This window comes from Pseudomonas sp. TE36184, from assembly GCF_054060055.1.
In genome coordinates, this window is the sequence record NZ_JBSSCU010000001.1 from 792,490 (window position 1) to 817,151 (window position 24,662).

21 protein-coding genes are annotated in these 24,662 nt (G+C 61.8%); 14 read left to right on the forward strand and 7 right to left on the reverse strand.

The features are described from left to right. Positions 1 to 7: 7 nt before the first annotated feature. Positions 8 to 817 carry a diaminopimelate epimerase gene (dapF, locus tag ACVWZP_RS03675; protein ID WP_057004675.1) on the forward strand — a complete coding sequence of 270 codons (810 nt, stop codon included), beginning with the start codon at positions 8 to 10 and terminating at the stop codon, positions 815 to 817. Between the two features lie 66 nt (positions 818 to 883). Here dapF and ACVWZP_RS03680 read toward each other — a convergent pair whose 3' ends face one another. Then, positions 884 to 1,378, reverse strand: coding sequence for a DUF1543 domain-containing protein (locus tag ACVWZP_RS03680; RefSeq protein ID WP_057004674.1), 495 nt, complete (start codon positions 1,376 to 1,378; stop codon positions 884 to 886). Positions 1,379 to 1,483: 105 nt separating this feature from the next. Here ACVWZP_RS03680 and ACVWZP_RS03685 point away from each other — a divergent pair, with 105 nt between their 5' ends. After that, the gene (locus ACVWZP_RS03685; protein ID WP_126588564.1) at positions 1,484 to 2,305 is read left to right on the forward strand and encodes an aldo/keto reductase; all 822 of its coding nucleotides are present in this window, start codon (positions 1,484 to 1,486) and stop codon (positions 2,303 to 2,305) included. Positions 2,306 to 2,335: 30 nt separating this feature from the next. Here the strand turns inward: ACVWZP_RS03685 and ACVWZP_RS03690 are convergent, their stop codons facing one another. The 5 genes from ACVWZP_RS03690 to ACVWZP_RS03710 form a co-directional block, all read right to left on the reverse strand. Beyond that, on the reverse strand, positions 2,336 to 2,665 hold the full coding sequence (locus ACVWZP_RS03690) for a DUF6388 family protein (protein WP_046383675.1): 330 nt from the start codon (positions 2,663 to 2,665) through the stop codon (positions 2,336 to 2,338). Between the two features lie 22 nt (positions 2,666 to 2,687). Further along, positions 2,688 to 2,918 (reverse strand): hypothetical protein, encoded by a 231-nt coding sequence (locus ACVWZP_RS03695; protein ID WP_226927611.1) that lies wholly within the window; start codon positions 2,916 to 2,918, stop codon positions 2,688 to 2,690. A 430-nt stretch (positions 2,919 to 3,348) separates the two neighbouring features. Next, complete coding sequence (locus ACVWZP_RS03700) at positions 3,349 to 4,197, reverse strand: metal-dependent hydrolase (RefSeq protein ID WP_301556117.1); 849 nt, start codon at positions 4,195 to 4,197, stop codon at positions 3,349 to 3,351. Between the two features lie 15 nt (positions 4,198 to 4,212). Next, positions 4,213 to 5,103, reverse strand: a complete 891-nt coding sequence (locus ACVWZP_RS03705) for an SDR family NAD(P)-dependent oxidoreductase (protein WP_457369379.1) — start codon at positions 5,101 to 5,103, stop codon at positions 4,213 to 4,215. Then, the gene (locus ACVWZP_RS03710) at positions 5,100 to 6,638 is read right to left on the reverse strand and encodes a flavin-containing monooxygenase (protein ID WP_079444033.1); all 1,539 of its coding nucleotides are present in this window, start codon (positions 6,636 to 6,638) and stop codon (positions 5,100 to 5,102) included. Before ACVWZP_RS03710 ends, ACVWZP_RS03705 begins: the two co-directional genes overlap by 4 nt. Before the next feature lie 257 nt (positions 6,639 to 6,895). On the opposite strand from ACVWZP_RS03710, the gene ACVWZP_RS03715 reads away from it, so the two are divergent. From ACVWZP_RS03715 to ACVWZP_RS03765, 11 genes are all read left to right on the forward strand, one after another. Beyond that, positions 6,896 to 7,894 carry an alpha/beta fold hydrolase gene (locus ACVWZP_RS03715; RefSeq protein WP_169865769.1) on the forward strand — a complete coding sequence of 333 codons (999 nt, stop codon included), beginning with the start codon at positions 6,896 to 6,898 and terminating at the stop codon, positions 7,892 to 7,894. A gap of 294 nt (positions 7,895 to 8,188) precedes the next feature. Further along, a complete protein-coding gene (locus tag ACVWZP_RS03720) occupies positions 8,189 to 9,469 on the forward strand; it encodes an alkane 1-monooxygenase (protein WP_046383671.1) in 1,281 nt (426 codons plus the stop codon). 135 nt (positions 9,470 to 9,604) lie between these two features. Then, on the forward strand, positions 9,605 to 10,099 hold the full coding sequence (praA, locus tag ACVWZP_RS03725) for an alkane oxidation protein activator PraA (protein ID WP_046484504.1): 495 nt from the start codon (positions 9,605 to 9,607) through the stop codon (positions 10,097 to 10,099). Between the two features lie 133 nt (positions 10,100 to 10,232). Next, entirely contained in the window at positions 10,233 to 10,769 is a 537-nt protein-coding gene (gene praB / locus ACVWZP_RS03730) for an alkane oxidation protein activator PraB (RefSeq protein ID WP_082107767.1), read from the forward strand. 140 nt (positions 10,770 to 10,909) lie between these two features. After that, the gene (locus ACVWZP_RS03735) at positions 10,910 to 11,404 is read left to right on the forward strand and encodes a hypothetical protein (protein WP_301556119.1); all 495 of its coding nucleotides are present in this window, start codon (positions 10,910 to 10,912) and stop codon (positions 11,402 to 11,404) included. Positions 11,405 to 11,510: 106 nt separating this feature from the next. Then, positions 11,511 to 12,968, forward strand: a complete 1,458-nt coding sequence (locus ACVWZP_RS03740) for an outer membrane protein transport protein (protein ID WP_457369380.1) — start codon at positions 11,511 to 11,513, stop codon at positions 12,966 to 12,968. Between the two features lie 276 nt (positions 12,969 to 13,244). Further along, a complete protein-coding gene (locus ACVWZP_RS03745; protein ID WP_457369381.1) occupies positions 13,245 to 15,770 on the forward strand; it encodes an acyl-CoA dehydrogenase in 2,526 nt (841 codons plus the stop codon). 71 nt (positions 15,771 to 15,841) lie between these two features. Then, a complete protein-coding gene (locus tag ACVWZP_RS03750; RefSeq protein ID WP_079444029.1) occupies positions 15,842 to 17,185 on the forward strand; it encodes a 3-oxoacyl-ACP reductase in 1,344 nt (447 codons plus the stop codon). 3 nt (positions 17,186 to 17,188) lie between these two features. After that, positions 17,189 to 18,079, forward strand: a complete 891-nt coding sequence (locus ACVWZP_RS03755) for a MaoC/PaaZ C-terminal domain-containing protein (RefSeq protein ID WP_046484513.1) — start codon at positions 17,189 to 17,191, stop codon at positions 18,077 to 18,079. Beyond that, complete coding sequence (locus ACVWZP_RS03760; RefSeq protein ID WP_256822064.1) at positions 18,076 to 19,374, forward strand: acetyl-CoA C-acetyltransferase; 1,299 nt, start codon at positions 18,076 to 18,078, stop codon at positions 19,372 to 19,374. Before ACVWZP_RS03755 ends, ACVWZP_RS03760 begins: the two co-directional genes overlap by 4 nt. 31 nt (positions 19,375 to 19,405) lie before the next feature. Next, positions 19,406 to 21,109 (forward strand): AMP-binding protein, encoded by a 1,704-nt coding sequence (locus ACVWZP_RS03765; protein ID WP_457369382.1) that lies wholly within the window; start codon positions 19,406 to 19,408, stop codon positions 21,107 to 21,109. Between the two features lie 1,076 nt (positions 21,110 to 22,185). Here ACVWZP_RS03765 and ACVWZP_RS03770 read toward each other — a convergent pair. Continuing rightward, positions 22,186 to 23,301 (reverse strand): Gfo/Idh/MocA family protein, encoded by a 1,116-nt coding sequence (locus tag ACVWZP_RS03770; protein ID WP_457369383.1) that lies wholly within the window; start codon positions 23,299 to 23,301, stop codon positions 22,186 to 22,188. Between the two features lie 310 nt (positions 23,302 to 23,611). Here ACVWZP_RS03770 and ACVWZP_RS03775 point away from each other — a divergent pair, with 310 nt between their 5' ends. Continuing rightward, entirely contained in the window at positions 23,612 to 24,652 is a 1,041-nt protein-coding gene (locus tag ACVWZP_RS03775; RefSeq protein ID WP_169850576.1) for a WD40/YVTN/BNR-like repeat-containing protein, read from the forward strand. Positions 24,653 to 24,662 lie beyond the last annotated feature (10 nt).

Here is a 24,662-nt window from a genome sequence, read left to right on the forward strand (position 1 = left end):
ACACGCCATGACGCTGCCTTTCGTGAAGATGCACGCCCACGGCGACGACTTCCTCATCATCGATCGCCGTGGTCTGGATGATCCGATCAGCGCGCAGGTCGCTCGCCGTCTCGGCAATCGCCACACCGGCATCGGCTTCAATCAGTTGGCGGTGGTGCTCGATTGCGCAGACGCTGCCGCACGGATCAAATTCTGGAACCCCAATGGCACGCCCCTGCAAACCTGCGGCAGCGCTACGCGCGGTGTGGCCGAGCGGCTGATGCATGAAGCCGGCACCGATTCCATCGTGCTGCGTACCGACCGCGGTTTGCTGACATGTGTGCGTGAGTCGGGGCGGCGGGTGTCGGTGAATATGGGCGCGCCATCGCTGGGCTGGGCCGCGGTGCCGCTGGCCGAGTCGATGGACACACTGTACTTGCCCCTCGAAGGCGACCCGGCGGCGTGCAGCATGGGCAACCCCCATTGCACCTTCTTTGTCGCGGACCTCGGCGCTGTCGACGTGGCAACCCTGGGCCCGGCCCTGGAAACCCACGTGCTGTTCCCCGCCAGGACCAATGTGCATTTTGTCCAGGTCATCGATCGTGGGCATATTCGCCTGCGGATCTGGGAGCGCGGCGGCGGCGTGCCGCTCGGGTCCGGCTCGTGCTGCTGCGGCGCGGTGGTGAATGGGATTCGCCGCGGCTTGCTCGACGACCGCGTCGAGGTGCAATGCGACGGCGGCACAGTCACCGTGCAGTGGGACGGGCAGGGCGGCGTGGTGTTGACCGGGAGCGTGGAGCCGATCATGCAAGGCATCGTCTATGTGCCCATAGGGTAAATTGAGTTCCGGCAGCGGTTCATCCGGTGCCGGCGGTTGAGCGTCGGCGGAGCGGGTAAAGCCGGTTCACGCCAGCACAATGTAGTCGTTCTGCTGGAGCACCGGCCGGTGCGGGGCTTGGACGAGGTGAAGGTAACGGCCGTCGGCCAGATCGATGGGCAGGCAGTCGTCGATGTCCAGCACGCCGTCGGTGTGGGCCTGTGACCAGTGACGCAGCAGCTGTTGCTTGCCTTTGCCCGTCGCTTCCTTTTTGTCGCGGGCAACCACCAGCAGGTAGTGATGCGCCTCGCCAAAGCGGTTGGTCTCATAGCCGCCCAGGTTGATGAAGTACAGGCGCTGCGCGCCGGCCTGGGGCGCCAGGTGGCTGAGTTCGACTTTCCAACCGTCGACGCCATCGACCGCCATCCACGAATCGATATGCACGCCCTTGGGGCTGCCAAACCAGGCATCGCGTAACTGTGGGTAGGTGGCTTCCAGCGTATCCGCCACGGCGAATACCACGTCATGGACTTCGATCCTGGCCCGTGGGTGCTTGCCCCCGAGCATCACGACAAACAGCATTGCAGGCCCTTCCGGCGATTTGGCAAAAGGCAACCATACTTCGATTGAACCCTTTTGTCCGGTGAATGCCACACTGTTAACCCGCGAACGCATCAGGAGGTTGTCATGCGAACCATCGATCTGGCCGGTGTTCCGGTCCCTGTCATCGGCCAGGGTACCTGGCGCATGGGCGAAGACCCGGACCGGCGCCGCGCCGAAGTCGCGGCGTTGCAGTGCGGTATCGACGAGGGCATGACCTTGATCGACACCGCCGAAATGTACGGCGAAGGCGGCGCCGAAAGCGTGGTCGGCGAGGCCATTCGCGGCAAGCGCGAGCAGGTGTTCCTGGTGAGCAAGGTCTACCCCCGCAACGCCAGCCGCCGGGGCGTACCGCGCGCGTGCGATGCCAGCCTCCAGCGCCTGGGCACCGATTACATTGACCTGTACCTGCTGCACTGGCGCGGTCAGTACCCGCTGGCAGAAACCGTCGAGGCGTTCGAGCGCTTGCGCGAAGCCGGCAAGATCGGCCGCTGGGGTGTTTCCAACTTCGATGTGGCCGACCTGCAGGAACTTGCGTCACCGGCCTGCGCGACCAACCAGGTGCTCTACAACATCCAGGAGCGCGGCATCGAATTCGACCTGCTGCCGTGGTGGCAACAACATCACTTGCCGTTGATGGCTTACTGTCCGATCGCGCAAGGCGGCGAATTACTGTCCAGCCCGACCCTCAAGCAGATCGCCCATCGGCATCAGGCGACGCCCGCGCAGGTCGCGCTGGCCTGGGTAGTGCGTCAGGACGGGATGATCGCCATCCCCAAGGCCGTCACGCTAGAGCATGTGCGGCTCAACGCCGCCGCCGCGCAACTGGTGCTGGACGAACACGACCTCGACGCCATCGACCGGGTGTTCGGAGCGCCCAAGCGCAAGCATCCGCTGGCGATGGTGTGAGGCGATAAAACCAGCATGGGGCGTGCCGCGTCAGCCGCTCACGCCATGCAACTCGCAGTATTCGTCCCAACTCATCCCCGCCATCTGCGCCACTTCCTTATGCACTTCGAGGCGTTGCGCTTCGAATGCCTGGGCGGATTCGGCCGTCAGCTTGAGGGTCAGCTCCCAGGCAAATAGCCCCAGGCGCTCGGCTTCGGCTTCGAACGCCTCATGCAGGCGTTCGGCGCGGTATTGCGCAAGGGTTTCGCCTTTGGCCTGGGCGGCCAGCGGGTTCAGAGTGTCCAGTTGGGTGAGGACATCCGGGTGTGCCTGCAGAAATCGGTCCAGCGCGAGTTGATGGGTATCGCCGGGTTGGGACACAGGTGGGTTCCTCGAAAAAAAGTCAGGCATCTGCGCCGGTGTCTTGGCAAGCCTGTCTACGCCGGGCGCGTTTGCGCATGCGGCGGTTTATCCGGGTGCGTATGGGGTCGAGGACGAAAAGTAACAGGTATGCGGTCAGCACCAGCGTCAGGTCGATCCAGGTTTCGCTGATCGGCCCTAAAAACAGCTCCATAACCGCCTTGGCCAGGTAGAGCAAGGCAACCCCACATAACCACAGCAGTGCGTTAAACATCAGTGGGTGCATAGTATTAGACCGTTTGTGTTGCATCTCAAGCCAAGCTCCTTGCTGCTGGCGATTTCAGCGTGTTTCCCTTGCTGCGCGATCCGGGAACCCTGAAAAAGTCGCAGATATTACATCTTGAAACAGGCTTAGGGGCTGCTTCTTATCAGAAAGTTCCGTGGCTAAAGCGCAAGCGCGCACATGAGCGTGCTGAGAAACCTGAAAAATCAACTGGGCGACCGCAACGGCTTTTCGTGCCGCGCCTGGTCATGTGTGGCGTTGGCCGGTGTGTTCCCGGCCCTGTCTTCGAGGGGCTGCGCGCCGGCCGCGAGGGCGCGCTGTGTGTTATTCGGCGTCGGCGGCGTGCGCCTCGACGCCGACCCGAGCACCCACGGCGATCACGATGGCCGTGGCGCTGTACCAGGTTGCGTGCGCGGCGGGTCTAGGCCTGGGCCGATCGGTATTCGCGCTGGGTCTGTTCGATCTCTTCGACCAAGCCCTCGATCCTCGCCAGGCGCGCACGGTTGTCGTGGTCCCACGGATGAAAGCCTGGCTTGAAGTAGTGCAGCCACGGCCGCAGCATCCGCGGGAACACGCCCTTGGGTCCATACAAAAACTTGAGCATGCGCCAGAACCCTTGCACATGCCCGCCGGCCTTGCGGTCGGCAATCAGCAGGCGCAGGTGGAAGTCGAACACCACCAGCCAGAAGAGCAGCGTCGTGGTCAGCATGCTCCCGGTGCGCAGCAGGTAGCGCAGGGGGCCCGGCTTGATCACGCGGCTCCACACGTCAAACGCCACCGCCTTGTGCTCGGTTTCTTCGAGGGCATGCCAGTACCACATCTGCTGGTAACCCTTGAGTGAATCGCCGAAGCGCGAAGGGTCGCTCAGGAGGATTTCCGCGAGCATCGCGGTGTAATGCTCCAGGGCGATGGTCACCGCCAGGTTGAACGCCGGCGGCAGGTGTTTTTTCTGCAGGTCGAGGAAGAATTTCAGGCGCCGGTCCAGGCGATGTGCCGGCAGGCCTGCGGCTTGCAGTAAGTCGTTATAGGCGAGGTGTTCGCGGCTGTGCATGGCCTCCTGGCCGATAAAACCCTGGATCTCCTGTTTCAGCGCCGGGTCATCGATGCGTTGGCGGTAGTGGCGCACGCTGTCCATGAAAAACAGCTCGCCCTGGGGAAACAGCAGCGACAACGCATTGAAAAAATGCGTGATGAACGGACCTTGTTCGTGCCAGTCCTTGATGCGTTCGGCCGGCAAGGCAAAGCGGATATCGCGACGGATCGGTAGCATGGGGCTTGCTCCTGTTCAGAGACGGCTCTCGTCGTTGCTGTCAAACAGCGGCGTTGGGCGTTTGGGGGCCATGCGCTTGCTGGCGAACACCACCAGCGCTTGATAGGCCGCCGGCAGGCAGCGGGTGAGCAGGTCGAGAACATACGCATCGCGGCCGATGAGCACGCGGCGTTTATTCTTGCGCACGCCCTGCAGGATCACTTTGGCGGCCTGGTCGGCGTCGGTGATGAACAGCTTTTCGAAATCGGCGCGGGCCTGCTGTTCGCTGTGGATCAAAAAGCCGGTCATGTTGGCGTCGATGCGGCTGCTACGGCAGATATCGGTGCGGATGCCGCCGGGGTGGACACAACTGGCCGAGACGCCGCAACGTTGCAGGTCCAACTCCTGGCGCAGGGCTTCGGTAAAGCCGCGCACCGCGAATTTGCTGGCGTTGTAGCCGCTCATGCCGGGCTGGGCAAACAGCCCGAACACGCTGGACGTGTTGACCACATGGCCGTCGCCGCTGGCCTTGAGATACGGCAGGAAGGCCTTGGTCCCGTACACCACGCCCCAGAAGTTGATGCCGATGATCCATTCCAGATCGCTGTAGTCCACGCCTTCGACGGTGCTCGACAGCGCCACTCCGGCGTTGTTGAAGATCAGGTTGACCTGGCCGTGCTCGGCAGCGCAACGCGCCGCCCAGTCTTGCATGGCGTGCCGGTCGGACACATCCAGCACCTGGGTGGTCACCCGCACCGGCGCCAGGGTGGCGGTTTGAATCAACGCCTCGGTCTGGTCCAGGCCTTGGCTGTTCTTGTCCGCCAGCGCCAGGTGGCAACCTTCGCGCGCCAGGGCCAGGGCCAATGCGCGGCCCATGCCGGATGCCGCGCCGGTGATCGCCGCCACGCGGCCGTTGAATGACTTCATGACAGGCTCCCTTCTGCGGTGGAATGTGGCGCGGCCATTGCGCGGGGCGCCGCGTCAATCGGTGCCATGCTGGCGACATAATCCTTGAGTGCAAAATGCCGGGTGATCTGCTTGAAGCGCCAGGTTGAGCCGGGCCACAGGGTGGTGTTCTTGCCGGTGCGAGGGTCGAGGTACCAGCTCCGGCAGCCGCCGGTGTTCCAGATGGTGCGCGTGAGTTTGTCCTGCAATTGGTGGTTGTAGGCTTGTTCCACCGCGGGTTTGACCTCCACCGTGGCAATGCGGTGGCGCTGCATTTGTTGCAGCGCATCGAGGATGTAGGCGACCTGGGCTTCGATCATCAGGATCATCGAGTTATGCCCCAGGCCGGTGTTGGGGCCGATGATCAGGAACAGGTTCGGGTAGCCCGGCACCGTGCTGCCTTTGTAGGCATGGGCGCCGTCGTGCCAGGCGTCCATCAGGTCGACGCCGTGACGCCCGATGATGCAGTCGCGGGGCAGCGGGTCGGTGGCTTGGAACCCGGTGCCGAAGATCAGGCAATCGGCCGGGTGCTTGACGCCGTCGGCGGTGATCACACCATCGGCTTCGATGCGCAGCACGCTGTCGGTCACCACCTGCACATTGCTGCGCGACAACGCTGGGTAATAGTCGTTGGAGATCAGCACGCGCTTGCAACCGAGGGTGTAGTCCGGCGTCAGCGCCTTGCGCAGGGCAGGGCGGGTGACGTGTTTGTGCAAGTGGCGCAGGGCGACTTTCTGCACCATCTTCATCAGCCGTGGGTGCCGGGCAAAGCCCACCACGCGGCCTTCCAGCGCCCAATACAAGGCGCCGCGCACCAGCCGTTGGGTGAAGGGCAGGTGCTTGAATGCCCAGCGCTCAACGCGGGAAATCGCTCGGTCGGGCTTGGGCATGATCCATGGCGGGGTGCGCTGGAACAGGTCCAAATGAGCGACCTGCGGCGCGATCTGCGGCACGAACTGAATGGCACTGGCGCCGGTGCCGATCACCGCCACGCGTTTGCCCTTCAGGGCATAGGCGTGGTCCCACTGCTGGGAGTGAAAGCGCTGGCCCTTGAAGCTGTCCAGCCCCGGGATATCCGGCAGCGCCGGGCGCGACAAGCCGCCCATGCCCGATACCAGCACCCGCGCGCTGACCTGGCGCCCATTGCTGAAGCTCAGTTGCCAGCGTTGTTGCTGCTCATCAAACACCGCACGTTGCAGGCCCATGCCGAAGCGCAGATACGGCGCCAGCGCGAAACGTCGGGCGCATTGCTCCAGGTAGGCGCGGATCTCCGCTTGCGCGGCGAATTGGCGGGTCCAGTCCGGGTTGGGCGCAAACGAAAACGAATAGACGTGGGACTGCACATCGCAGGCGCAGCCAGGGTAGTGGTTGTCGCGCCAGGTGCCGCCGAGTGTCTCGGCCTGTTCGGCGATAAAGAAGTCGCTAAAGCCGGCTTCCTTGAGCTTGATCGCCATGCACAGGCCGGCGAAGCCTGAACCGATGATGGCGATGTCGATGGAATCACTGTGGGCATTCATAGGCGGGCCTGCGTGGGCATCGGATGTGCTCCTGTTTTTGTTTTGTCTTTTAGATAGAACACCATTGCAAAGGAAAATTGAATTACTTATTTTAAAAAAGATTTTAAATAATCTACCTGAAAATATCGCCTAGGCTAGTCCCTGGCTCCTTATGTGCGACGGTATGCACGAAGTTTAGGTCCAGGGTGTGGGCGATGGCTGAGGCCTTGATCAATTCCGGTCGGGCGGTCGGCAGCAGGGAAGCAGAGGACCGAGCTATGGCTGTCGAATGGGTTATTGCTGCGGGTGTGCTGGTCGGTGCGAGCGTGGTGGCATGGGGCTTCAGTGCCTGGATGACACGGCGCATCGAAGCGGCCGTTCCAAGTAACGGGCGCTTTGTGGACGTCGATGGCGAGCGCTTTCACTATCTCGACGAGGGCAAGGGCCCACCGCTGGTGATGATTCACGGGCTGATGGGCAGCAGTCGCAACCTGACCTACGCCTTGTCGGGGCAGTTGCGCGAGCATTTCCGGGTCATCACGCTTGACCGGCCTGGCTCGGGCTATTCGACCCGGCATCCCGGCACGGCGGCGGACCTGCCGGCCCAGGCCCGGCAAATCGCGGCTTTTATCCAGGCGCTGGGCCTGGATCGACCGCTGGTGCTGGGGCATTCCCTCGGTGGCGCGGTGGCCCTGGCGCTGGCCCTCGACCATCCCCACGCGGTCTCCGGGTTGATCCTGGTGGCACCGCTAACCCATCCCCAGCGCCTGTTGCCGCTGGTGTTCCTGTCATTGGCGGTGCGCCCGGCGTGGCTGCGTCGCTGGCTGTCGCACACGCTGACGATGCCGATCGGCCTGCTGACCAAAGGCTCGGTGGTCAAGGGCGTGTTCGCCCCCGATCCTGCACCAGCGGACTTCGCCACACGCGGCGGCGGGCTGCTCGGCATGCGCCCGGCCAACTTCTATGCGGCCTCCACCGAGATCAACCAGGTCAACGATCACCTGCCGGGCATGGTCAAGCGCTACCCGCAACTGACCCTGCCCATCGGCCTGATCTACGGCGCAAAGGACAAGGTGCTGGACTTTCAAAAGCACGGCCAGGCCCTCGCGAGCCGGGTGCCCGGCCTCAAGCTGCAACTGGTGGAGGGGCGCGGCCATATGTTGCCGATCACCGCGACGGAGCGTGTTGTGGCGGTGGTGGAACAGGTGGCCAAACGGGCCCGATCACCGCAAAACACCACCGTCCTGCATCCACCGTTGGCCCTGGCGAACAAATAATCGGGCCATCCGAGTCGCGGCACAACGGCGTCAATGCGCGCTCTAGACACCTGACCAGCCAGCTGAAAAAGAGACTGCTCGGTCACGCAAAAAAGGGCTCGATAAACTAGTTGACGACCTAACGATTCCGCGTTATTTATTTAAAAAAATATTTCAATGTTTGTTTTGAAATGATTTTTGAAATGCCTAAGAGCGAATAACAATGAAAAAAACGTCTTTTATCGCATGGTTGATTTCCCGGAGCCTTCCGCGCTCCTTGAACCTGTTTTGCACCTGCCCCGTCCGGAGGTTGCCATGAATCAGACCCTGGCCACCCCGCAGGTCTGGGCCGACGGCAAACGCCACCTGTGGTGGCTCGGCATCCTGCCCCTGGCAACGCCTTTACTCGCCGGCACACTGGCAATCACCAGCGGCGTGCAACAACTGTGGTGGGTTGGCGTATTGGTGATCTTCGGCCTCATCCCGCTGATCGATGGCCTGTTGGGCGAAGACGTGAGTAACCCGCCCGAGTCCGCCGTCAACCACCTCGAATCGCAACGCTACTACCGCTGGATCATCTACACCGGCGTGCTGTTCGTCATCGCTTCGGTGGTGATCACCGGTTGGCTGGCGGCCGGCGGTATCGACTGGATCATCAACGGCGGTTTGCTCCAGGCCACCGCCGCGCTGGAACCTTCGAGCTGGCTGGCGAAAACGGCCGCCTATCTCACCTCGCGCACCCAACTGCACGGCCAGGTCAGTGCCTTCACGTACCTGGGCATGGCCATGTCCACGGGTGCGGCGACTGGCATCGCGATCAACACCGCCCACGAGCTGGGGCACAAACCCAAGCCGCTGGAAGTGTTCCTGGCCAAAGTCACTTTGGCGCCGACGTTCTACGGGCACTTCTATACCGAACACAACCGGGGTCATCACGTCCGTGTCGCCACCCCGGAAGATCCGGCCAGCTCGCGGCTGGGGGAAAGTTTCTGGGCTTTCCTGCCGCGCTCGGTGTGGTTCAGCGCACGCTCGGCGTGGAACCTGGAGCGCGAACGCCTGCGCAAACTCGGCCTGCCGGCCTGGCACTGGAAAAACGCCGTGCTCAGCGCCTGGCTGTACAGCGTGGTGTTGTGGGGCGCGATGATTGCCTGGTTGGGGGCGGCGGTGATTCCGTTCCTGATCATCCAGGGCATCTACGGCTTCTCGCTGCTGGAAGTGGTGAACTACGTCGAACACTACGGCCTTAAACGCCAGAAGTTGCCCAACGGTCGTTATGAGCGTTGCTCGCCGCGACACTCGTGGAACAGTAACCGGATCGTGACCAATATCTTTCTGTTCCAACTGCAACGGCACTCCGATCATCACGCCAATCCGACGCGCAGTTATCAATCGTTGCGTCACTTCGATGAATCGCCGCAACTTCCCTACGGTTATGCAAGCATGATTGTCTGGGCTTACGTGCCGTATTTGTGGCGACGACGGATGGACCATCGGGTGCTCAGGCATTATGCCGGGGATATCACCCTGACCAATCTTCAACCGTCCAAGCGTCTGCACTATCTGAAACAATACGGCGGCAATAGCAAAACGTTCTGAGATGAACTGAAAAAGTTACCTGGCGTGCTCGGGATCTTTGTCTCGCGCGGTTTCTTATCGCCCAGCGTTTATCGATTTCATTGCAAGAGAGTTGTTTGACCCCACAAAAATAAAAGCAAGGGAAGGACGTTCACCATGCAAACACCTGCCAAGTTCACCGCCCATATCTTATTGGCGGCATTGGGTCTGATTGTCTATCAGCAAGCCCAGGCTGCCCGTATTGAACCTGCCGGTAGTGCGTTTACTGCCCAAGGGCCCATCAGTTTTTCCAAAGGCAAGCTGATCAGTGCCGACTGCACCATCAAGGTGGCGGGCAAGGTTGCCGCCGACGGTTCGTCCGTCAATGTCGACAAGGTCGAATTCGACGGCGGCCTCAAGTGCAGCCGGGTCGAAGCGATCAACCTGCCGTGGATCTTGGTGGCCAAGGACACCCAAAGCGGCTCGATGTCGAAGATCAGCGTGGACGTCCACGCCTTCGGCCTGGGCGGCAAGTGCGGCCCCTCCACGGCCGACGGCACCTGGGATAACGCCACCGGCAAGTTGGAAGCCGCCAATGTGCCGATTGGCGAAGACTGCAAGATCAAGACGGTGTCGATCAAGATGCCGGCCAACTTCAAAGTTGTCGAATAGATATATCCGATAGTTGCAGCGGTAATTGAATTGAAATTTGGCTGGAAAGGGAAGTTCTGCAGTTTCTCCGTGACCTCTCGTTCATGGCCATTACCCCTGGCGAATGACTCGCCATAACATGTGAGGAAAAATAATGAAAAGTTTGAAAACTCTCGTGTCGTTGTCTGCTTTGGCCGTGTGCATGGGTGCGGCCTCGATGGCCGGTGCGGCGTCTTTTAGCCCTGTTGGGAAGACGTTCCAAACCGACGCTACGGGCACTATCGTCGTCAAATCCCCGTCGTCTTTTGGCGCTGCCGTGACGTGTAAAGCCGTTTTTTCAGGAACGGTTCGTTCTGATGGCAAGGCTGATATCACCAATGTGGTCGTGTCTCCCGGCAGCAGCACTCTGTGCAATTTGCCTCAGATCACCGGCTTGCCATGGTTGTTGACACCGGCCACCACCACTTCAGGCACCGCAACCAACGTCGGTTACACCATTACCGGTGTACCGCCTTTGATCCCCGGAACAAGCTGCGGCCCGTCCACCATTAACGTAGCTCTGGCTTCAACTACCGGTCCTCTGGATTCGGATAAAAGCATCACCCTGACTGCCGCTAACCAAGCGCTTTCCGGCGGTTGCACCGTGCAGTCGCTGAATGTCAAAGCCACTGGCGTCACCATTGTTCCTTGAAGTATGTAATCCGTGGAAAGGGTTGATCACCCGTTGAAAGGCAGGCGCCTCTAACGAGGCGCTTGTTTGGCGGGGTTTTCTTAAATACTAGAAATCGGCGCTACCGACTGACAACAACAAGAAAGTTGAGGGTCAAGACAATGCAACATGTTATTCCACGTATTTCTTTAGCCGCCGTGTTACTAGGGTTGGTGTTTGCTTCCTCCATGGTCAGTGCCGCAACATTTGCCCAGGCCGGTGCTGCTTTTAACGCAACCGGCACAATTGCGACGGGAATAAAGCCGTTGGTATGGACACCTATTCCCTGCAGCATTGCATTGACTGGACAAGTAGCGGCTGACGGTTCGAGTGCAACTATCACCGGCGCTACTTTTACCGGGAATGCCTTATGCAATATTTCCGGGCCATTGAATCTGCCTTGGACACTGGTGCCCACAAGTGCCACTACCGCGAGCCTCTCAGGCTTCATGCAGAAATTCGCCTACGACAGTTGCGCCACTCCCAGTGCAGTTGCGATGCAGTGGAGTGCTGCTGACGATACCTTCAGCCTCAGTAGCCCCCACACCGTGAACTCAACCTGCAGGCTGAACACGTTCAACTTTAAACCCTCGCCAGCGTTGACGATCACACCATGAATTGGATCGCCATCTACCGATTCAAATATGCCTTCAAGTGGGCAAATTAAAGCAGCAAGCGATCCGGCTGGGGCTGGTTCAGTGAGATAACAATATGGAGTGCCGCATGAATAATAAAAAACAACAGGTACAGGTTTTGCTGGGACTGGCATTGATGGGCGGGGTGATGGTTGCCACGCCCGTGCAGGCCGGCGGATTTTCCACACCGACTTATGGGGCACCTGGTTGGGGGCGCGCCTTTGGTGGTGGTTCGCTATTCAAGAACGACCCCAGTTCGGCGTACAACAACCCCGCCGCGATGGCGTTTGTGGACCAGAACGTCGCACAAATGACGGTCGACTACGCGCGCATCAAAATCAAATATAAGGGCGCGGCTAATGATTATCTGGGTAACCCTGTCTCGAACAGTCCAATAGGTGCGGATGGTTTCCCTGACCTTTCATCGCCAACGGTCAACAACAATGATGGTGGCGAGGGTGGTTTCACTGCCTGGTTGCCGACCGGGTTCATGGTGATGCCCCTGGGGGACCGATTCGCTTTTGGCTTGAGCCAAGTGGTGCCACAAGGGATGCGCTCAACTTGGGACGAAGACTCCAAACTTCGCGATTTTGCTGTGGACACCAGGATCGAAACCGTGGGATTGACCGGTTCGCTTTCGTTCAAAGTCAATGATCAGTTCGCCATCGGCGGTGGGCTTATTGTTCAACACAGTAAAGGGTTTGTGAGTCAGAACATCGATTTGTTGGCGGCGGCTGCCAACTCCCAGGACCCATTACTGGGCAGTATTGACTTGCCGGCAGGTGTCGGAGGCGCGCTGATACGGGTCAAGGTCGACAATATCTCCACCGGCTGGTTTACCGGTATTACCTGGAAACCCACTGACCAAGACACCTTGGGCCTGAACTATCACGCCAAGATCAAGAACAAGATGACGGGCAAGTATAACATTCGTTCAGACTCGTACAGCTATGCCCTGATGACTCAACCGAACCCGTTCACTGGCACTGGCACGCTGGTTGGGTCGGCTTATCCTGGGCTGGCGTTGTACCCGGATGGCGCACATGCCAGTACCCAACTGGATATTCCCGCGACTGCGGGCTTTGACTGGGTGCATCAGTTCAATGACCGATTCACCTTGGGCGCAAGTGTGAACTGGACGCAGTGGTCGTCGTTCAAGAACCTCACGCTCAAGTCCGGCGATATCACCATCGTCTCAATCCCCTACAACTACAAGGACTCCTGGATGTACTCCCTCGGCGGCGACTTCCGTGCCACCGATGAACTGACGCTGCGTGCCGGTGTGGCCCTTGACCAGACACCAACCCGCAACTCGACCCGTGACCCCCGTATCCCGGATGGTGATCGTACGTTCTTGTCGTTCGGTGCGGGTTACGAGGTAAAGGCTGTAAAGGGCTTGAGTCTTGACTTGGCGTATTCCCATCAGTTCGTGCAGGAAGTGAAGCTGAAAACCAAAAACGTTGACCGCTTGGGTGGCGCCAGCCTGGACGGCAAGGCTGAGTCGTCAGGCGATGTGGTCAGCGTATCGGCCACCTACAAGTTTTAACAGATATCGAGGGCTATGGAGGAAGGCACTAAGCGCATCTGAATGCCTTCTTCCTGCTGTTTGCCCTCATTTACGGGTCGCCATGTGACCTATTCCGATTTTCGTATTCGTGACCCCGGTTGACGTGCTCAGCCCAGTATTTTTTTTGCCTAGGAGTTAAATAAAAATTTCAAAACATAATTTGAATTTGGCTTTTTTGTAGTGTTGCCCTATGCCGCAGTTCATATCGATCTGCGCCAGCGTTTGCTACGCCCTGAATCGAGTAGAGGTATCCCCATGGTGATCTGGTTATTGGTGGGTTTCGCAGCCGCGATTGCCCTGGCATATCGACAAGCCGCCGCTGTCCACTGGCTGGGCGCCGGCCTGGCCTGGCTGGCGGCCGGCTACCTGTTCAACGCGGTCGCCGTTTTCGGCACCACCGTCGTGGCGCTGCTAGTGGTCTTGCCCGCGTTGCTGATGACAATCAAACCGCTGCGTCGCAGCCTGCTGACTGGCAAGGCCCTCAGCCTGTTTCGTACAGTCATGCCGGCAATGTCCGACACCGAGCGCGCGGCCATCGAGTCTGGCACTGTGTGGTGGGATGCCGAACTGTTCAGCGGCCGACCCGACTGGCAGCGCCTGCTGCAAGCCGCGCCGGCCAGCCTGAGTGCCGAGGAACAAGCCTTCCTCGACAACGAAGTCGAAACCCTGTGCGACATCGCCAACGACTGGGAAACCACCCAGGTCTGGCAAGACATGTCCCCCGAGGGCTGGCAGTACACCAAGGACGCCGGTTTCCTTGGCATGATCATTCCCAAGCAGTACGGCGGCAAAGGCTTCTCCCACTACGCGCATTCGCAAGTGGTGATGAAGCTGTCGACACGCTGCTCGGCGGCGGCGATTTCGGTGATGGTGCCCAACTCCTTGGGCCCGGCGGAATTGCTGCTGCATTACGGCACCGATGCCCAGCGCAATTACTACCTGCCGCGCCTGGCGCGTGGCGAAGACATCCCGTGTTTCGCGCTGACCAGCCCGTATGCCGGTTCCGACGCCGGGGCGATTCCGGACCTGGGCATCGTCTGCAAAGGCCTGCACGAAGGCGAGGAAGTGCTGGGTTTCAACGTGACCTGGGACAAGCGCTACATCACCCTTGGCCCGATTGCCACGGTGCTTGGCCTGGCGTTTCGTGCGCAAGACCCGGACGGTCTGCTCGGCCAGCCGGGTTCGCTGGGCATCACTTGCGCGTTGATCCCAACCTCCCATCCGGGCGTGAACAGCGGTCGTCGGCACTGGCCGCTCAACGCGGTGTTTCAGAACGGTCCTACCACCGGCAAGGATGTGTTCATTCCCCTGGAGTGGGTCATCGGCGGGCGCGAACAGGTCGGCAACGGCTGGCGCATGCTGATGGAATGCCTGGCGGCCGGTCGGGCGATTTCCCTGCCGTCGGCCAACGTCGGCCTGGGCAAGGTCGCAGTACGCGGCACCAGCGCCTATGCGGCGATGCGCAAACAGTTCGGCCTGCCCATCGGCAAGTTCGAAGGTGTGCAAGCCCCGTTGGCGCGCATGGCCGGGCATTTGTATGCCTGCGACGCAGTGCGCAAGGTGTCGGTGGCATCGCTGGATGCCGGCGAAAAACCTTCGGTGATCTCCGCCATCGCCAAATACCACGTCACCGAGCGCGCGCGGATGATCGTCAACGACGGCATGGACATCGTCGCCGGCAAGGGCATCTGCATGGGCCCCAACAACTTCCTGGCCCGCGCTTATCAACAAAGCCCGATTGCGATCACGGTAGAAGGCGCGAACATCATGACCCGCTGCCTGATCATCTTTGGCCAGGGCCTGATCCGTTGCCATCCCTATGTGTTGCGCGAGATGGAAGCGGCGCGCAACCCCGATCGGCGCAAGGCGCTTGAAGCGTTTGACAGCGCAATGTTCGGCCATGTGAGCTTTGTGCTGGCCAATACGGTGCGCGCCGCAGTGCATTCGCTCACTGGCGGGCGCCTGATTTCCGCACCCGCCAAGACCGAGCCGGCGTTGGCGTCCTACTACCGTCAGGCCAATCGGCTGTCGGTGGTGTTGGCTTTGATCTCGGACGTTTCCATGGGTGTGCTCGGCGGTGCGCTCAAGCGCAAGGAAAGTATCACCGGGCGCCTGGGCGATATTCTTTCGCAGTTGTACATCTTGTCTTGCGTGCTCAAGCGCTTTGAAGATGACGGCCGGCCCCAGGCGGATTTGCCGCTGGTGCATTGGTCGGCCCAGGATGCGTTGCTGCGCGCCCATGAAGCCCTCGCCGAAACACTCGATAACTATCCGTCGAAAGCCGCGGCAGCGGTGGTGCGCGGCTTGAGTTTTCCGTTCGGTATTCCCCTGCGTAAACCCTCGGACCGGCTGTTGGCCCAGGTGGCGGATGTGGTGCAGACCCCCGGCGAAACCCGTGAGCGCTTGCTGGCCAATTCCTATATCCCACGTCCGGAAATCGACAAGCTGGCCTACGGCGAATTGGCTTTCCGCCTGTTGCCGCAGGTGGAGCTGATCGAAGCACGGCTCAAGCCTGCGATCAAACAGGGCTTGCTCGAACCGATGCCGATCGCCGCCACGGCCTTTGCCGCCTGGCGCGTCAAGGCGCGGGTGCTGGACTTGATCAGCAGCGATGAAGACGCCTTGCTCGCGCGCTATGTGGAATATGCCGACCACGGCATTCAGGTCGACGACTTCCCGCAGGACTTCGGTCTGCTCGAGGCGTTGCAGCAGCGTAAGCACGTGTTGCAACCGTCTACCCAGCGTCGTACCAGCCAGGGCGAGAATGCTTCGGTCAATTGAGTGGCACTGAATGAACGCGCCTACATGGCTCGGGCGTTCATACCGATACCGTATCGTGAGTGGATGTTTATATGAGTGACAGCTACCTATCGTTCGTCAATTCTCCCTGGGGCCGACGCCTGGCCCAGGCCATCGGCCTGCCGCAACCGTTGCTGCTGCAACGTCATCGCCGTGGCCAGCAAGGCCTGGCCAACCCGGTGATCGTCGCGGGGGCAGGGCGCCTGGCTGTGCAAGTGCAACAGATTTTCAGCGCCACCGACACGGTTGCCGCCACTGCGGCGACCCTCAAGGCGCCGTCTACGGTCAAGGTGCAGGGCGCGGTGTTCGATGCCACTGGCGTCGTCGACCTGCAGCAACTCGATGAGCTCTACGTATTTTTCCACGCCAACGCCAAGCGCCTCGCCCAGCATGGCCGCGTGGTGGTGCTCGGCACTGCTCCCGAAGACTGTCGGGATTTGCCCCAGGCCATCGCCCAGCGCGCCCTCGAAGGGTTGGTGCGTTCGCTGGCCAAGGAACTGCGCCGGGCGATCACCGTGCAATTGATCTACGTCGCGCCGGGGGCCGAAGACGCCCTGGAGAGCAGCCTGCGCTTCTTTCTGTCGCGTCGTTCGGCCTATGTGTCGGGGCAAGTGGTGCGCCTGGAAAAACCGCTGGACGGCCCTGTCACGGTCAACTGGGACACCCCCTTCGCCGGCCGCCGCGCACTGGTCACCGGTGCCTCCCGTGGCATCGGCTTGGCGATTGCCCAGGTATTGGCCCGCGACGGCGCCCATGTGGTGTGCGTGGATGTGCCCCAAGCCGAGGACGCGCTGCAACATGCCGCCGCCAGCGTCGGTGGCTCGGCGTTGCCACTGGACATTACCGCAGCAGATGCGGCCTCGCTGTTGCAGGCCCATGTCAGCCAATCCGGCGCCTTCGACGTGGTGGTGCATAACGCCGGGATCACCCGCGACAAGACCATCACCAAGATGACCGAAGCGGCGTGGCGCAGTGTGCTGGCGGTCAACCTGCAAGCGCCGTTGCAACTGAGCCACGCGTTGCTGGAATGCCAGGGCCTGAACCCGGGCGGGCGTATCGTCTGTGTGTCGTCGATTTCCGGCATCGCCGGCAACCTCGGGCAAAGCAACTACGCCACTTCCAAAGCCGGGGTGATCGGCCTGGTCCACGGCCTGGCACCGTTGGCGGCGGCGCAGCAGGTCACGGTGAACGCGGTGGCGCCGGGGTTCATCGAAACCCAGATGACCGCGAAGATCCCGCTGCTGATCCGCGAAGCCGGGCGGCGCATGAATTCGCTGTCCCAGGGCGGCCAGCCGATCGACGTGGCCGAGACCATCGCCTGGCTGGCCCACCCGGCGTCCGGCGGCGTCAACGGCCAAGTCGTGCGCGTGTGCGGCCAAAGCCTGCTGGGAGCTTGAACCATGGACTACGTGACGCAGATCATCGATCCGCCGCCGTCGCAGCCCCAGTTGTTGCTGGACGGCCTGCGCGCCTTGCGCAAACCCAAGCTCGACGGCGCGCCTGAGTTGCCCAAGGCGCGTCTGGTGCGTTCGGCGGTGGAATTGCCGGCCACCGGCATCGCCGCGTATGGCCGCGCCTGTGGTTTCCGGCATGAGCAGGGCGTGCCGCTGGCCTACCCGCAGGTGCTGGCGTTCCCGTTGCACCTGATGCTGCTGACCCGGCCGAGTTTCCCGTACCCGGCCAGCGGCATGGTCCACCTGGCCAATCGCATTCGTCAGCACCAGCGCTTGCACGCGGGCCAGGCCCTGCGCCTGGAGGTGTATTGCGAGCGTTGGGTGGCGCACCCCAAGGGCCAGGCGCTGAGCATCGCCACCCGGGCCTACGGTGCGGACACGCTGCTGTGGGAAAGCGACAGCCTGTACCTGCGGCGCGACGTGAAAAACCCGGTGGGTGAGCCATGGGCGGACGTGCTGCCCTTGCAGGAAGAAGGCCTGTTGCGCACCCAGCGCTGGGTGCTGCCCGCCGATCTGGGCCGGCGGTTTGCCAAGGTCTCGGGGGATTTCAACCCGATTCATACCTCGCTGATCGGCGCAAAACTCTTTGGCTTTCGCCGCGCCATCGCCCACGGCATGTGGACATTGGGCCGCGCATTGGCCGCCGAGCAACCGCCGGGTGGCCTGGATCAGGCGCAAGCGCACTGCGACTTCAAGCTGCCGATCTTCCTGCCCGGCCAGGTCGCGCTGTGGCGCCGCCCCGTGAGCGGCCCGCGGCGTGAGTTCGAAGTGCGCAATTTCGCCGGTGACAAACCGCACATGCGCGGGCTTTTTATCTGGAACGAGCGTCTTAAATGAATGACTACAGCTTCAACCCGGCCCCGACCCGCCGCGTGGCGATCATCGGCGGCAACCGCATTCCGTTTGCCCGCTCCAACACGGTGTACGCCCACGACAGTAACCAGGATTTGCTGGTGGCCGCGCTGCAAGGCCTGGTCGACCGCTACAACCTGCATGGCCAGCGCCTGGGCGAGTTCGCCGCGGGCGCGGTGATCAAGCACTCGCGGGATTTCAACCTGGCGCGCGAGTCGCTGTTATCGACCACGCTGTCTGCGCAAACCCCGGCCTACGACCTGCAACAAGCCTGCGGCACGGGCCTGGAAGCGGCCTTGCTGGTGGCGAACAAGATCGCCCTCGGCCAGATCGATGTGGGCATCGCCGGTGGCGCCGACACCACGTCCGACGCGCCCATCGGCCTCAATGAAGCGCTGCGCCACACCTTGCTTGCGGCCAATCGCGCCAAGGCCATGGGCGACAAGGTGAAGGCGCTGCTGAAGGTGCGTCCGTCGATGTTCTTCAAGCCGCTGCTGCCGCGCAATGGCGAACCGCGCACCGGTCTGTCGATGGGCGAGCACTGCGAAGAAATGGCCAAGCGCTGGCAGATCAAGCGCCTGGCCCAGGATGAATTGACCCTCAGCAGCCACCAGCGCCTGGATGCCGCCTATCAACGCGGTTTCTTCGACGACCTGATCAGCCCCTATCGCGGCCTGGCGCGGGACAACAACCTGCGCGCCGACACCAGCCTGGAGAAGCTCGCCAGCCTGTCCCCGGCCTACGACCGCCAGAACGGCACGCTCACGGCGGGCAACTCCACACCGCTGACCGACGGCGCCTCGGTGGTGCTGTTGGCCAGTGAAGCGTGGGCCGCCGAACACGGCTGGCCGGTATTGGCCTACCTGCGCACGGGCGAGACCGCGGCGGTGAACTTTGTCGACGGCAGCGAAGGCCTGCTGATGGCGCCGGCCTATGCCGTGCCGCGCATGCTCAAGCGTGAGGGCCTGGGCTTTGCCGACTTCGATTTCTTCGAGATCCACGAAGCGTTCGCCGCCCAGGTGCTCTGCACGCTCAAGGCTTGGGAAGACGCCGACTACTGTCGCCAACGGCTGGGGCTGGACGCACCGCTGGGCACCATCGACCGCGCCAAGATGAACGTCAACGGCGGCTCCCTGGGCTGCGGGCATCCCTTCGCCGCCACCGGGGGCCGGCAATTGGCGGCGTTGGCCAAGGCGATCCACGAGCGTGGCGGCGGGCGCGGCCTGATTTCGATCTGCGCGGCGGGCGGGCTGGGCATTACCGCCATCGTCGAAAAGTAGCGCTATCCAAAACAACAACAAGGAAATTGCCATGAACGCTATCAGCCTGGAACACACCGAACGCATCTGGTTGAACGCCTACCTGCCCGGCGTCCCGGCGGACATCGATGCCGGTATCGAGGACTACCCGTCGCTGCGCGAGGTGTTCCTGGAGCACCTGGAAAAATTCAGCGAACGGGTGGCCTACGTCAGCATCGGCACCGAAATGACCTATGCCGACTGGCACATGCAGGGCATCGCGTTTGCCGCCTGGCTGCAAGGCCAGGGTGTGAAGACCGGCGACCGCGTGGCGCTGATGATGCCCAACTGCTTGCAGTACCCGATCTGCCTGCTGGGAACGATCCTGGCCGGTGCGGTGGTGGTCAACGTCAACCCGCTGTACACCGCCCATGAACTCAAGCATTTGCTCAAGGACAGCGGCGCGGAGACGGTGGTGATCTTCGAGAACTTCGCCCACACCCTGGAGAAAGCCATGCCCGGCAGCAGCGTCAAGCGCGTGGTGGTGGCGGCCATCGGCGACTTGCTCGGCACCTTCAAGGGCGCGGCGATGAACTTCATCCTGCGCCGCGTGCAGAAACAGGTGCCGAGGTTCAACCTGCGCGGTTCGGTACGCTTCAATCAGGCGCTCAAGCAAGGAAGGGCGCTGACCCATTTCCCGGTGGACATGCACCTCGACGACCTGGCCTTCCTGCAATACACCGGCGGCACCACGGGTGACGCCAAGGGCGTGATGCTCAGCCATCGCAACATCATCGCCAACCTGCTGCAAGCCAAGGCCTGGGTCGGCAACCAATTGGACCAGGACAAGCAGGAAACCAACGTCACCTTGTTGCCGCTGTATCACATCTTTTCCCTGACGGTGAACTGCCTGATGTTCATGTGCCTGGGCGGGCGCAACATCCTGATCGCCAACCCACGGGACGTGAAGCGCGTGCAGATGATCCTGCGCAAGGAGCGCTTCAACGGGATTGCCGGGGTCAACACGTTGTTTAACGGCTTGCTGGAGAACCAGGAGTTCTGTGCGCGGGACTTTTCCGACCTGCGCATGGTGATCGCCGGTGGCATGGCCACGCACACGGCGGTGGCCAAGCGCTGGAAGGAAGTCACCGGGCTGCCGATCATCGAAGGCTACGGGCTGACCGAATGTTCGCCGGTGGTGAGCATCAGCCCCATCGATATTTCCCGCATGCGCGAGATGGAGTTTACCGGCAGCATCGGCGTGCCCTTGCCGTCGACCTGGGTGCGTTTCATGCGCGAAGACGGCGAATTGGCCGACCTCGGCGAGCAGGGCGAATTGCAAGTGCGCGGCCCGCAGGTGATGCAGGGCTACTGGAAGCGGCCCAAGGAAACCGCCGAGGTGCTGGATGCCGAGGGCTGGCTGTCGACCGGCGATATCGGGGTGATGGATACGCGCGGCTATATCCGCCTGGTCGACCGCAAGAAGGACCTGATCCTGGTCTCGGGCTTCAACGTGTACCCCAATGAAATTGAAGACGTGGTGGCGCTGCACCCCGGCGTTGCTGAAGTGGCGGCAATCGGTGTGGAAGATGGCGTGACCGGCGAGAGGGTGAAGATCATCGTGGTGCGCAAAGACCCGAACCTGACTCAGGAACAGATCCTGGCCCATTGCCGGGAATACCTGACGGGGTACAAAGTGCCCAGGTACGTGGAGTTTCGCAGCACCGAGCTGCCCAAGACCACGGTGGGCAAGGTGCTGCGCCGCGCGCTGCGCTAACTTGAATCTCTAGGTGATCTAAATGTGGGAGGGGGCTTGCCCCCGATAGCGGAGTTGAAGTCACCGAGCCTATCGACTGATCCACCGCCATCGGGGGCAAGCCCCCTCCCACATTTCAGAGCGAGTTCACATTGACCCAGCGTTGTTCTCGAGCCGCCACGCGAATCGCCGTCGCCAGCCGCTCGACCGCCCACGCGGCCCAAGGAAACCGCCGAGCTGCCCAAGACCACAGTGGGCAAGGTGCTGCGCCGCGCGCTGCGCTAACTTGAATTCTAGGTGATCTAAATGTGGGAGGGGGCTTGCCCCCGATAGCGGAGTTGAAGTCACCGAGCCTATCGACTGATCCACCGCCATCGGGGGCAAGCCCCCTCCCACATTTCAGACCGAGTTCACATTGACCCAGCGTTGTTCTCGAGCCGCCACGCGAATCGCCGTTGCCAGCTGCTTGAGCGCCCACGCCGTCCAAGGAAACCGCCGAGCTGCCCAAGACCACAGTGGGCAAGGTGCTGCGCCGCGCGCTGCGTTAGCTTGAATCTCTAGGTGATCTAAATGTGGGAGTTCACATTGACCCAGCGTTGTTCTCGAGCCGCCACGCGAATCGCCGTCGCCAGCCGCTTGAGCGCCCACGCGGCCCAAGGAAACCGCCGAGCTGCCCAAGACCACGGTGGGCAAGGTACTGCGCCGCGCGCTGCGCTAACTTGAATCTCTAGGTGATCTAAATGTGGGAGGGGGCTTGCCCCCGATAGCGGAGTTGAAGTCACCGAGCCTATCGACTGATCCACCGCCATCGGGGGCAAGCCCCCTCCCACATTTCAGAGCGAGTTCACATTGACCCAGCGTTGTTCGCGAGCCGCCACGCGAATCGCCGTCGCCAGCCGCTTGAGCGCCCACGCGGCCCAAGGAAACCGCCGAGCTGCCCAAGACCACGGTGGGCAAGGTACTGCGCCGCGCGCTGCGCTAACTTGAATCTCTAGGTGATCTAAATGTGGGAGGGGGCTTGCCCCCGATAGCGGAGTTGAAGTCACCGAGCCTATCGACTGATCCACCGCCATCGGGGGCAAGCCCCCTCCCACATTTCAGAGCGAGTTCACATTGACCCAGCGTTGTTCGCGAGCCGCCACGCGAATCGCCGTCGCCAGCCGCTCGACCGCCCACGCCGCCTCGAAGTCGCTGCCGTCCGCGCCCCGGCCGGCCACTGCCAGAATCAACTCGCGCACTTCCAGCGTCTTCAATTCGTTGTAGCCCAACTGATGGCCGGCGGCCGGGCTGAACGCCGCGTAGCCGGGCAGGGCGGGGCCGGCCAGCAGGCGTTGGAAGCCGTCCTGGCCCTTGTGGCACAGGCGCAGTTCGTTCAAGCGCTCCTGATCGAAGGCCAACGTGCCTTGCGTCCCGCTGATCTCAAACGCCAGGTGGTTCTTGTAACCGTGCTTGAGCCAACTGCTGCTCACCGTGCCGCGCGCGCCGTTGGCGAAACGCAGCAGGGCGTGTACCTGGTCGTCCACGGCAATCGACTTGAGTGTGTCGCCGCCTTTGACGGCGGGGCGCTGTGTATGCACGGTCTGCGTATCGGCGCACACGCTGACCACATCGCCCACCAGATAGCGTGCCATCGACAGCAAGTGGCTGCCCAGGTCTGCCAGGGCGCCACCGGCATGTTCCACCTCACAGCGCCACGACCAGGGTGACGCCGGGTCGGCCATGAAGTCTTCGCTGAACTCACCCTGGAAACTGATGATTTCGCCCAATTCGCCGTTGGCGATGATCTGCTTTGCCCACCCGATCATCGGGTTGTGCTGGTAGTTGTAGCCGACCCGCGTCACCACGCCCGCCGCACTCGCGGCGTGGCGCATGGCGTCGGCCTGCGCCAGGCTGACCGCCAGCGGTTTTTCGCAGTACACCGCCTTGCCCGCCGCGAGCGCGGCCATGGCCATGGGGTAGTGCAAATGGTTCGGTGTGGTGATCGCCACCACATCGACCGTGGGGTCGTTGACCAGCGCTTGCCAGTCGCCATGGGCCTGGGCAAATCCCCAGGCATCGGCGCAGCGCTGGGCGCGTTCGGTGTCGGCATCGGCCAGGGCGGCCAGTTTGAGGCTGACCGGCAGCTCGAATACCGTGCGGGCGTTATTGAACGCCAGGGCATGGGCGCGGCCCATGAAGCCTGTGCCGATCAGGCCGATTCCGAGTTTGCGCATAGCCGTGGTCCTTTGGATTATTGTTTTCAGGGAGGCTATTAATGGAATATAAATTCTCATAATTCAATATGTGGAAAAAATAATTCATTTCTGCGGCGATATCATTGCAGTTGATGTGGTTATATTCAGCGCAGGGTTAAAAGCCGCCAGTTAACAAAAGATAACGTAGCGCTGATTGTCAGACGATTCGAAAGCCCGATAGGATGGCCCCTACTTCCTCCAGGCGCTCTAGATTGCAGGTTTCAGAGCCCGGGAAGGTAAGACGACCTAACAATAATAAATGGGAGAAAGGTCTATGAGTGAGCCTGTCATGGGTTGGGTTGTTTGCCGCCCACGCGCCGCACGCAGGGTTGCGTTGTTGGCCACAGCGCTCTCGTTGCTGGCCGGTGCCGCGTTGTCGCCACCGCTGTTGGCAGCCAGCGATACCGCCGCACAGCCGGTGTTTGCAATTGAATCCCCCAAGGCCGCCAAGGGCCTGATGATCGACGTGGTCCACGCGGGCTCGCGCCTGGTGGCGGTCGGTGATCGCGGGCACATCCTCTATTCCGATGACCAGGGCAGCACCTGGACCCAAGCCAAAGTCCCCACCCGCCAACTGCTCACGGCGGTGTTTTTTGTCGATGACAAACACGGCTGGGCCGTCGGCCACGATGCGCAGATCCTCGCCAGCGTCGACGGCGGCGCCACCTGGGTCCAGCAATACCAGGACCTCAAGCGCGAAGCGCCGTTGCTCGACGTCTGGTTCAACGACGCCAACCACGGCCTGGCCGTCGGCGCCTACGGGGCGCTGATCGAAACCACCGACGGTGGCAAAACCTGGGAAGACGTCAGCGAACGCCTCGACAACGAAGACCAGTTCCACCTCAACGCCATCGCCCAGATCAAGGACGCCGGCCTGTTTATCGTCGGTGAGCAGGGCAGCATGTTCCGCTCCAGCGACGACGGCCAGACCTGGGAAAAACTCGAAGGCCCCTACGAGGGTTCACTGTTCGGCGTGATCGGCACCGCCCAGCCGCACACCCTGTTGGCCTACGGCTTGCGTGGCAACCTGTACCGCTCCACGGATTTCGGCAGCACCTGGGAGCAGGTCGAACTGAATGCGGCGCGCGGCGCCCTGGAGTTCGGCTTGTCCGGGGCGACCTTGCTCGATGACGGCGCGCTGGTGGTGGTCGGTAACGGCGGCAGCGTGGTGGTCAGCCATGACGACGGCCAGACCTTCAGCGTATTCAATCGTCCGGACCGTATTTCACTCTCGGCGGTGACGGCGGCGGGCAATGGCAACTTGATTCTGGTCGGGCAGGGGGGTGTTCGTGTTGCTACGCCAACCGGCGCCGAACCCACAAAACAATAAGAAGGCGGGG

What these genes read in the sequence shown, in the direction of transcription:
- ACVWZP_RS03755 (WP_046484513.1), top strand. Translation starts at nt 17,189, where the DNA reads ATGGACTACGTGACGCAGATCATCGATCCGCCGCCGTCGCAGCCCCAG.
- praA (WP_046484504.1), top strand. Translation starts at nt 9,605, where the DNA reads ATGCAAACACCTGCCAAGTTCACCGCCCATATCTTATTGGCGGCATTG.
- praB (WP_082107767.1), top strand. Translation starts at nt 10,233, where the DNA reads ATGAAAAGTTTGAAAACTCTCGTGTCGTTGTCTGCTTTGGCCGTGTGC.
- ACVWZP_RS03760 (WP_256822064.1), top strand. Translation starts at nt 18,076, where the DNA reads ATGAATGACTACAGCTTCAACCCGGCCCCGACCCGCCGCGTGGCGATC.
- ACVWZP_RS03700 (WP_301556117.1), bottom strand. Translation starts at nt 4,197, where the DNA reads ATGCTACCGATCCGTCGCGATATCCGCTTTGCCTTGCCGGCCGAACGC.
- ACVWZP_RS03710 (WP_079444033.1), bottom strand. Translation starts at nt 6,638, where the DNA reads ATGAATGCCCACAGTGATTCCATCGACATCGCCATCATCGGTTCAGGC.
- ACVWZP_RS03720 (WP_046383671.1), top strand. Translation starts at nt 8,189, where the DNA reads ATGAATCAGACCCTGGCCACCCCGCAGGTCTGGGCCGACGGCAAACGC.
- ACVWZP_RS03775 (WP_169850576.1), top strand. Translation starts at nt 23,612, where the DNA reads ATGGGTTGGGTTGTTTGCCGCCCACGCGCCGCACGCAGGGTTGCGTTG.
- ACVWZP_RS03680 (WP_057004674.1), bottom strand. Translation starts at nt 1,378, where the DNA reads ATGCTGTTTGTCGTGATGCTCGGGGGCAAGCACCCACGGGCCAGGATC.
- ACVWZP_RS03740 (WP_457369380.1), top strand. Translation starts at nt 11,511, where the DNA reads ATGAATAATAAAAAACAACAGGTACAGGTTTTGCTGGGACTGGCATTG.
- ACVWZP_RS03685 (WP_126588564.1), top strand. Translation starts at nt 1,484, where the DNA reads ATGCGAACCATCGATCTGGCCGGTGTTCCGGTCCCTGTCATCGGCCAG.
- ACVWZP_RS03745 (WP_457369381.1), top strand. Translation starts at nt 13,245, where the DNA reads ATGGTGATCTGGTTATTGGTGGGTTTCGCAGCCGCGATTGCCCTGGCA.
- dapF (WP_057004675.1), top strand. Translation starts at nt 8, where the DNA reads ATGACGCTGCCTTTCGTGAAGATGCACGCCCACGGCGACGACTTCCTC.
- ACVWZP_RS03735 (WP_301556119.1), top strand. Translation starts at nt 10,910, where the DNA reads ATGCAACATGTTATTCCACGTATTTCTTTAGCCGCCGTGTTACTAGGG.
- ACVWZP_RS03695 (WP_226927611.1), bottom strand. Translation starts at nt 2,918, where the DNA reads ATGTTTAACGCACTGCTGTGGTTATGTGGGGTTGCCTTGCTCTACCTG.
- ACVWZP_RS03765 (WP_457369382.1), top strand. Translation starts at nt 19,406, where the DNA reads ATGAACGCTATCAGCCTGGAACACACCGAACGCATCTGGTTGAACGCC.
- ACVWZP_RS03770 (WP_457369383.1), bottom strand. Translation starts at nt 23,301, where the DNA reads ATGCGCAAACTCGGAATCGGCCTGATCGGCACAGGCTTCATGGGCCGC.
- ACVWZP_RS03705 (WP_457369379.1), bottom strand. Translation starts at nt 5,103, where the DNA reads ATGAAGTCATTCAACGGCCGCGTGGCGGCGATCACCGGCGCGGCATCC.
- ACVWZP_RS03715 (WP_169865769.1), top strand. Translation starts at nt 6,896, where the DNA reads ATGGCTGTCGAATGGGTTATTGCTGCGGGTGTGCTGGTCGGTGCGAGC.
- ACVWZP_RS03750 (WP_079444029.1), top strand. Translation starts at nt 15,842, where the DNA reads ATGAGTGACAGCTACCTATCGTTCGTCAATTCTCCCTGGGGCCGACGC.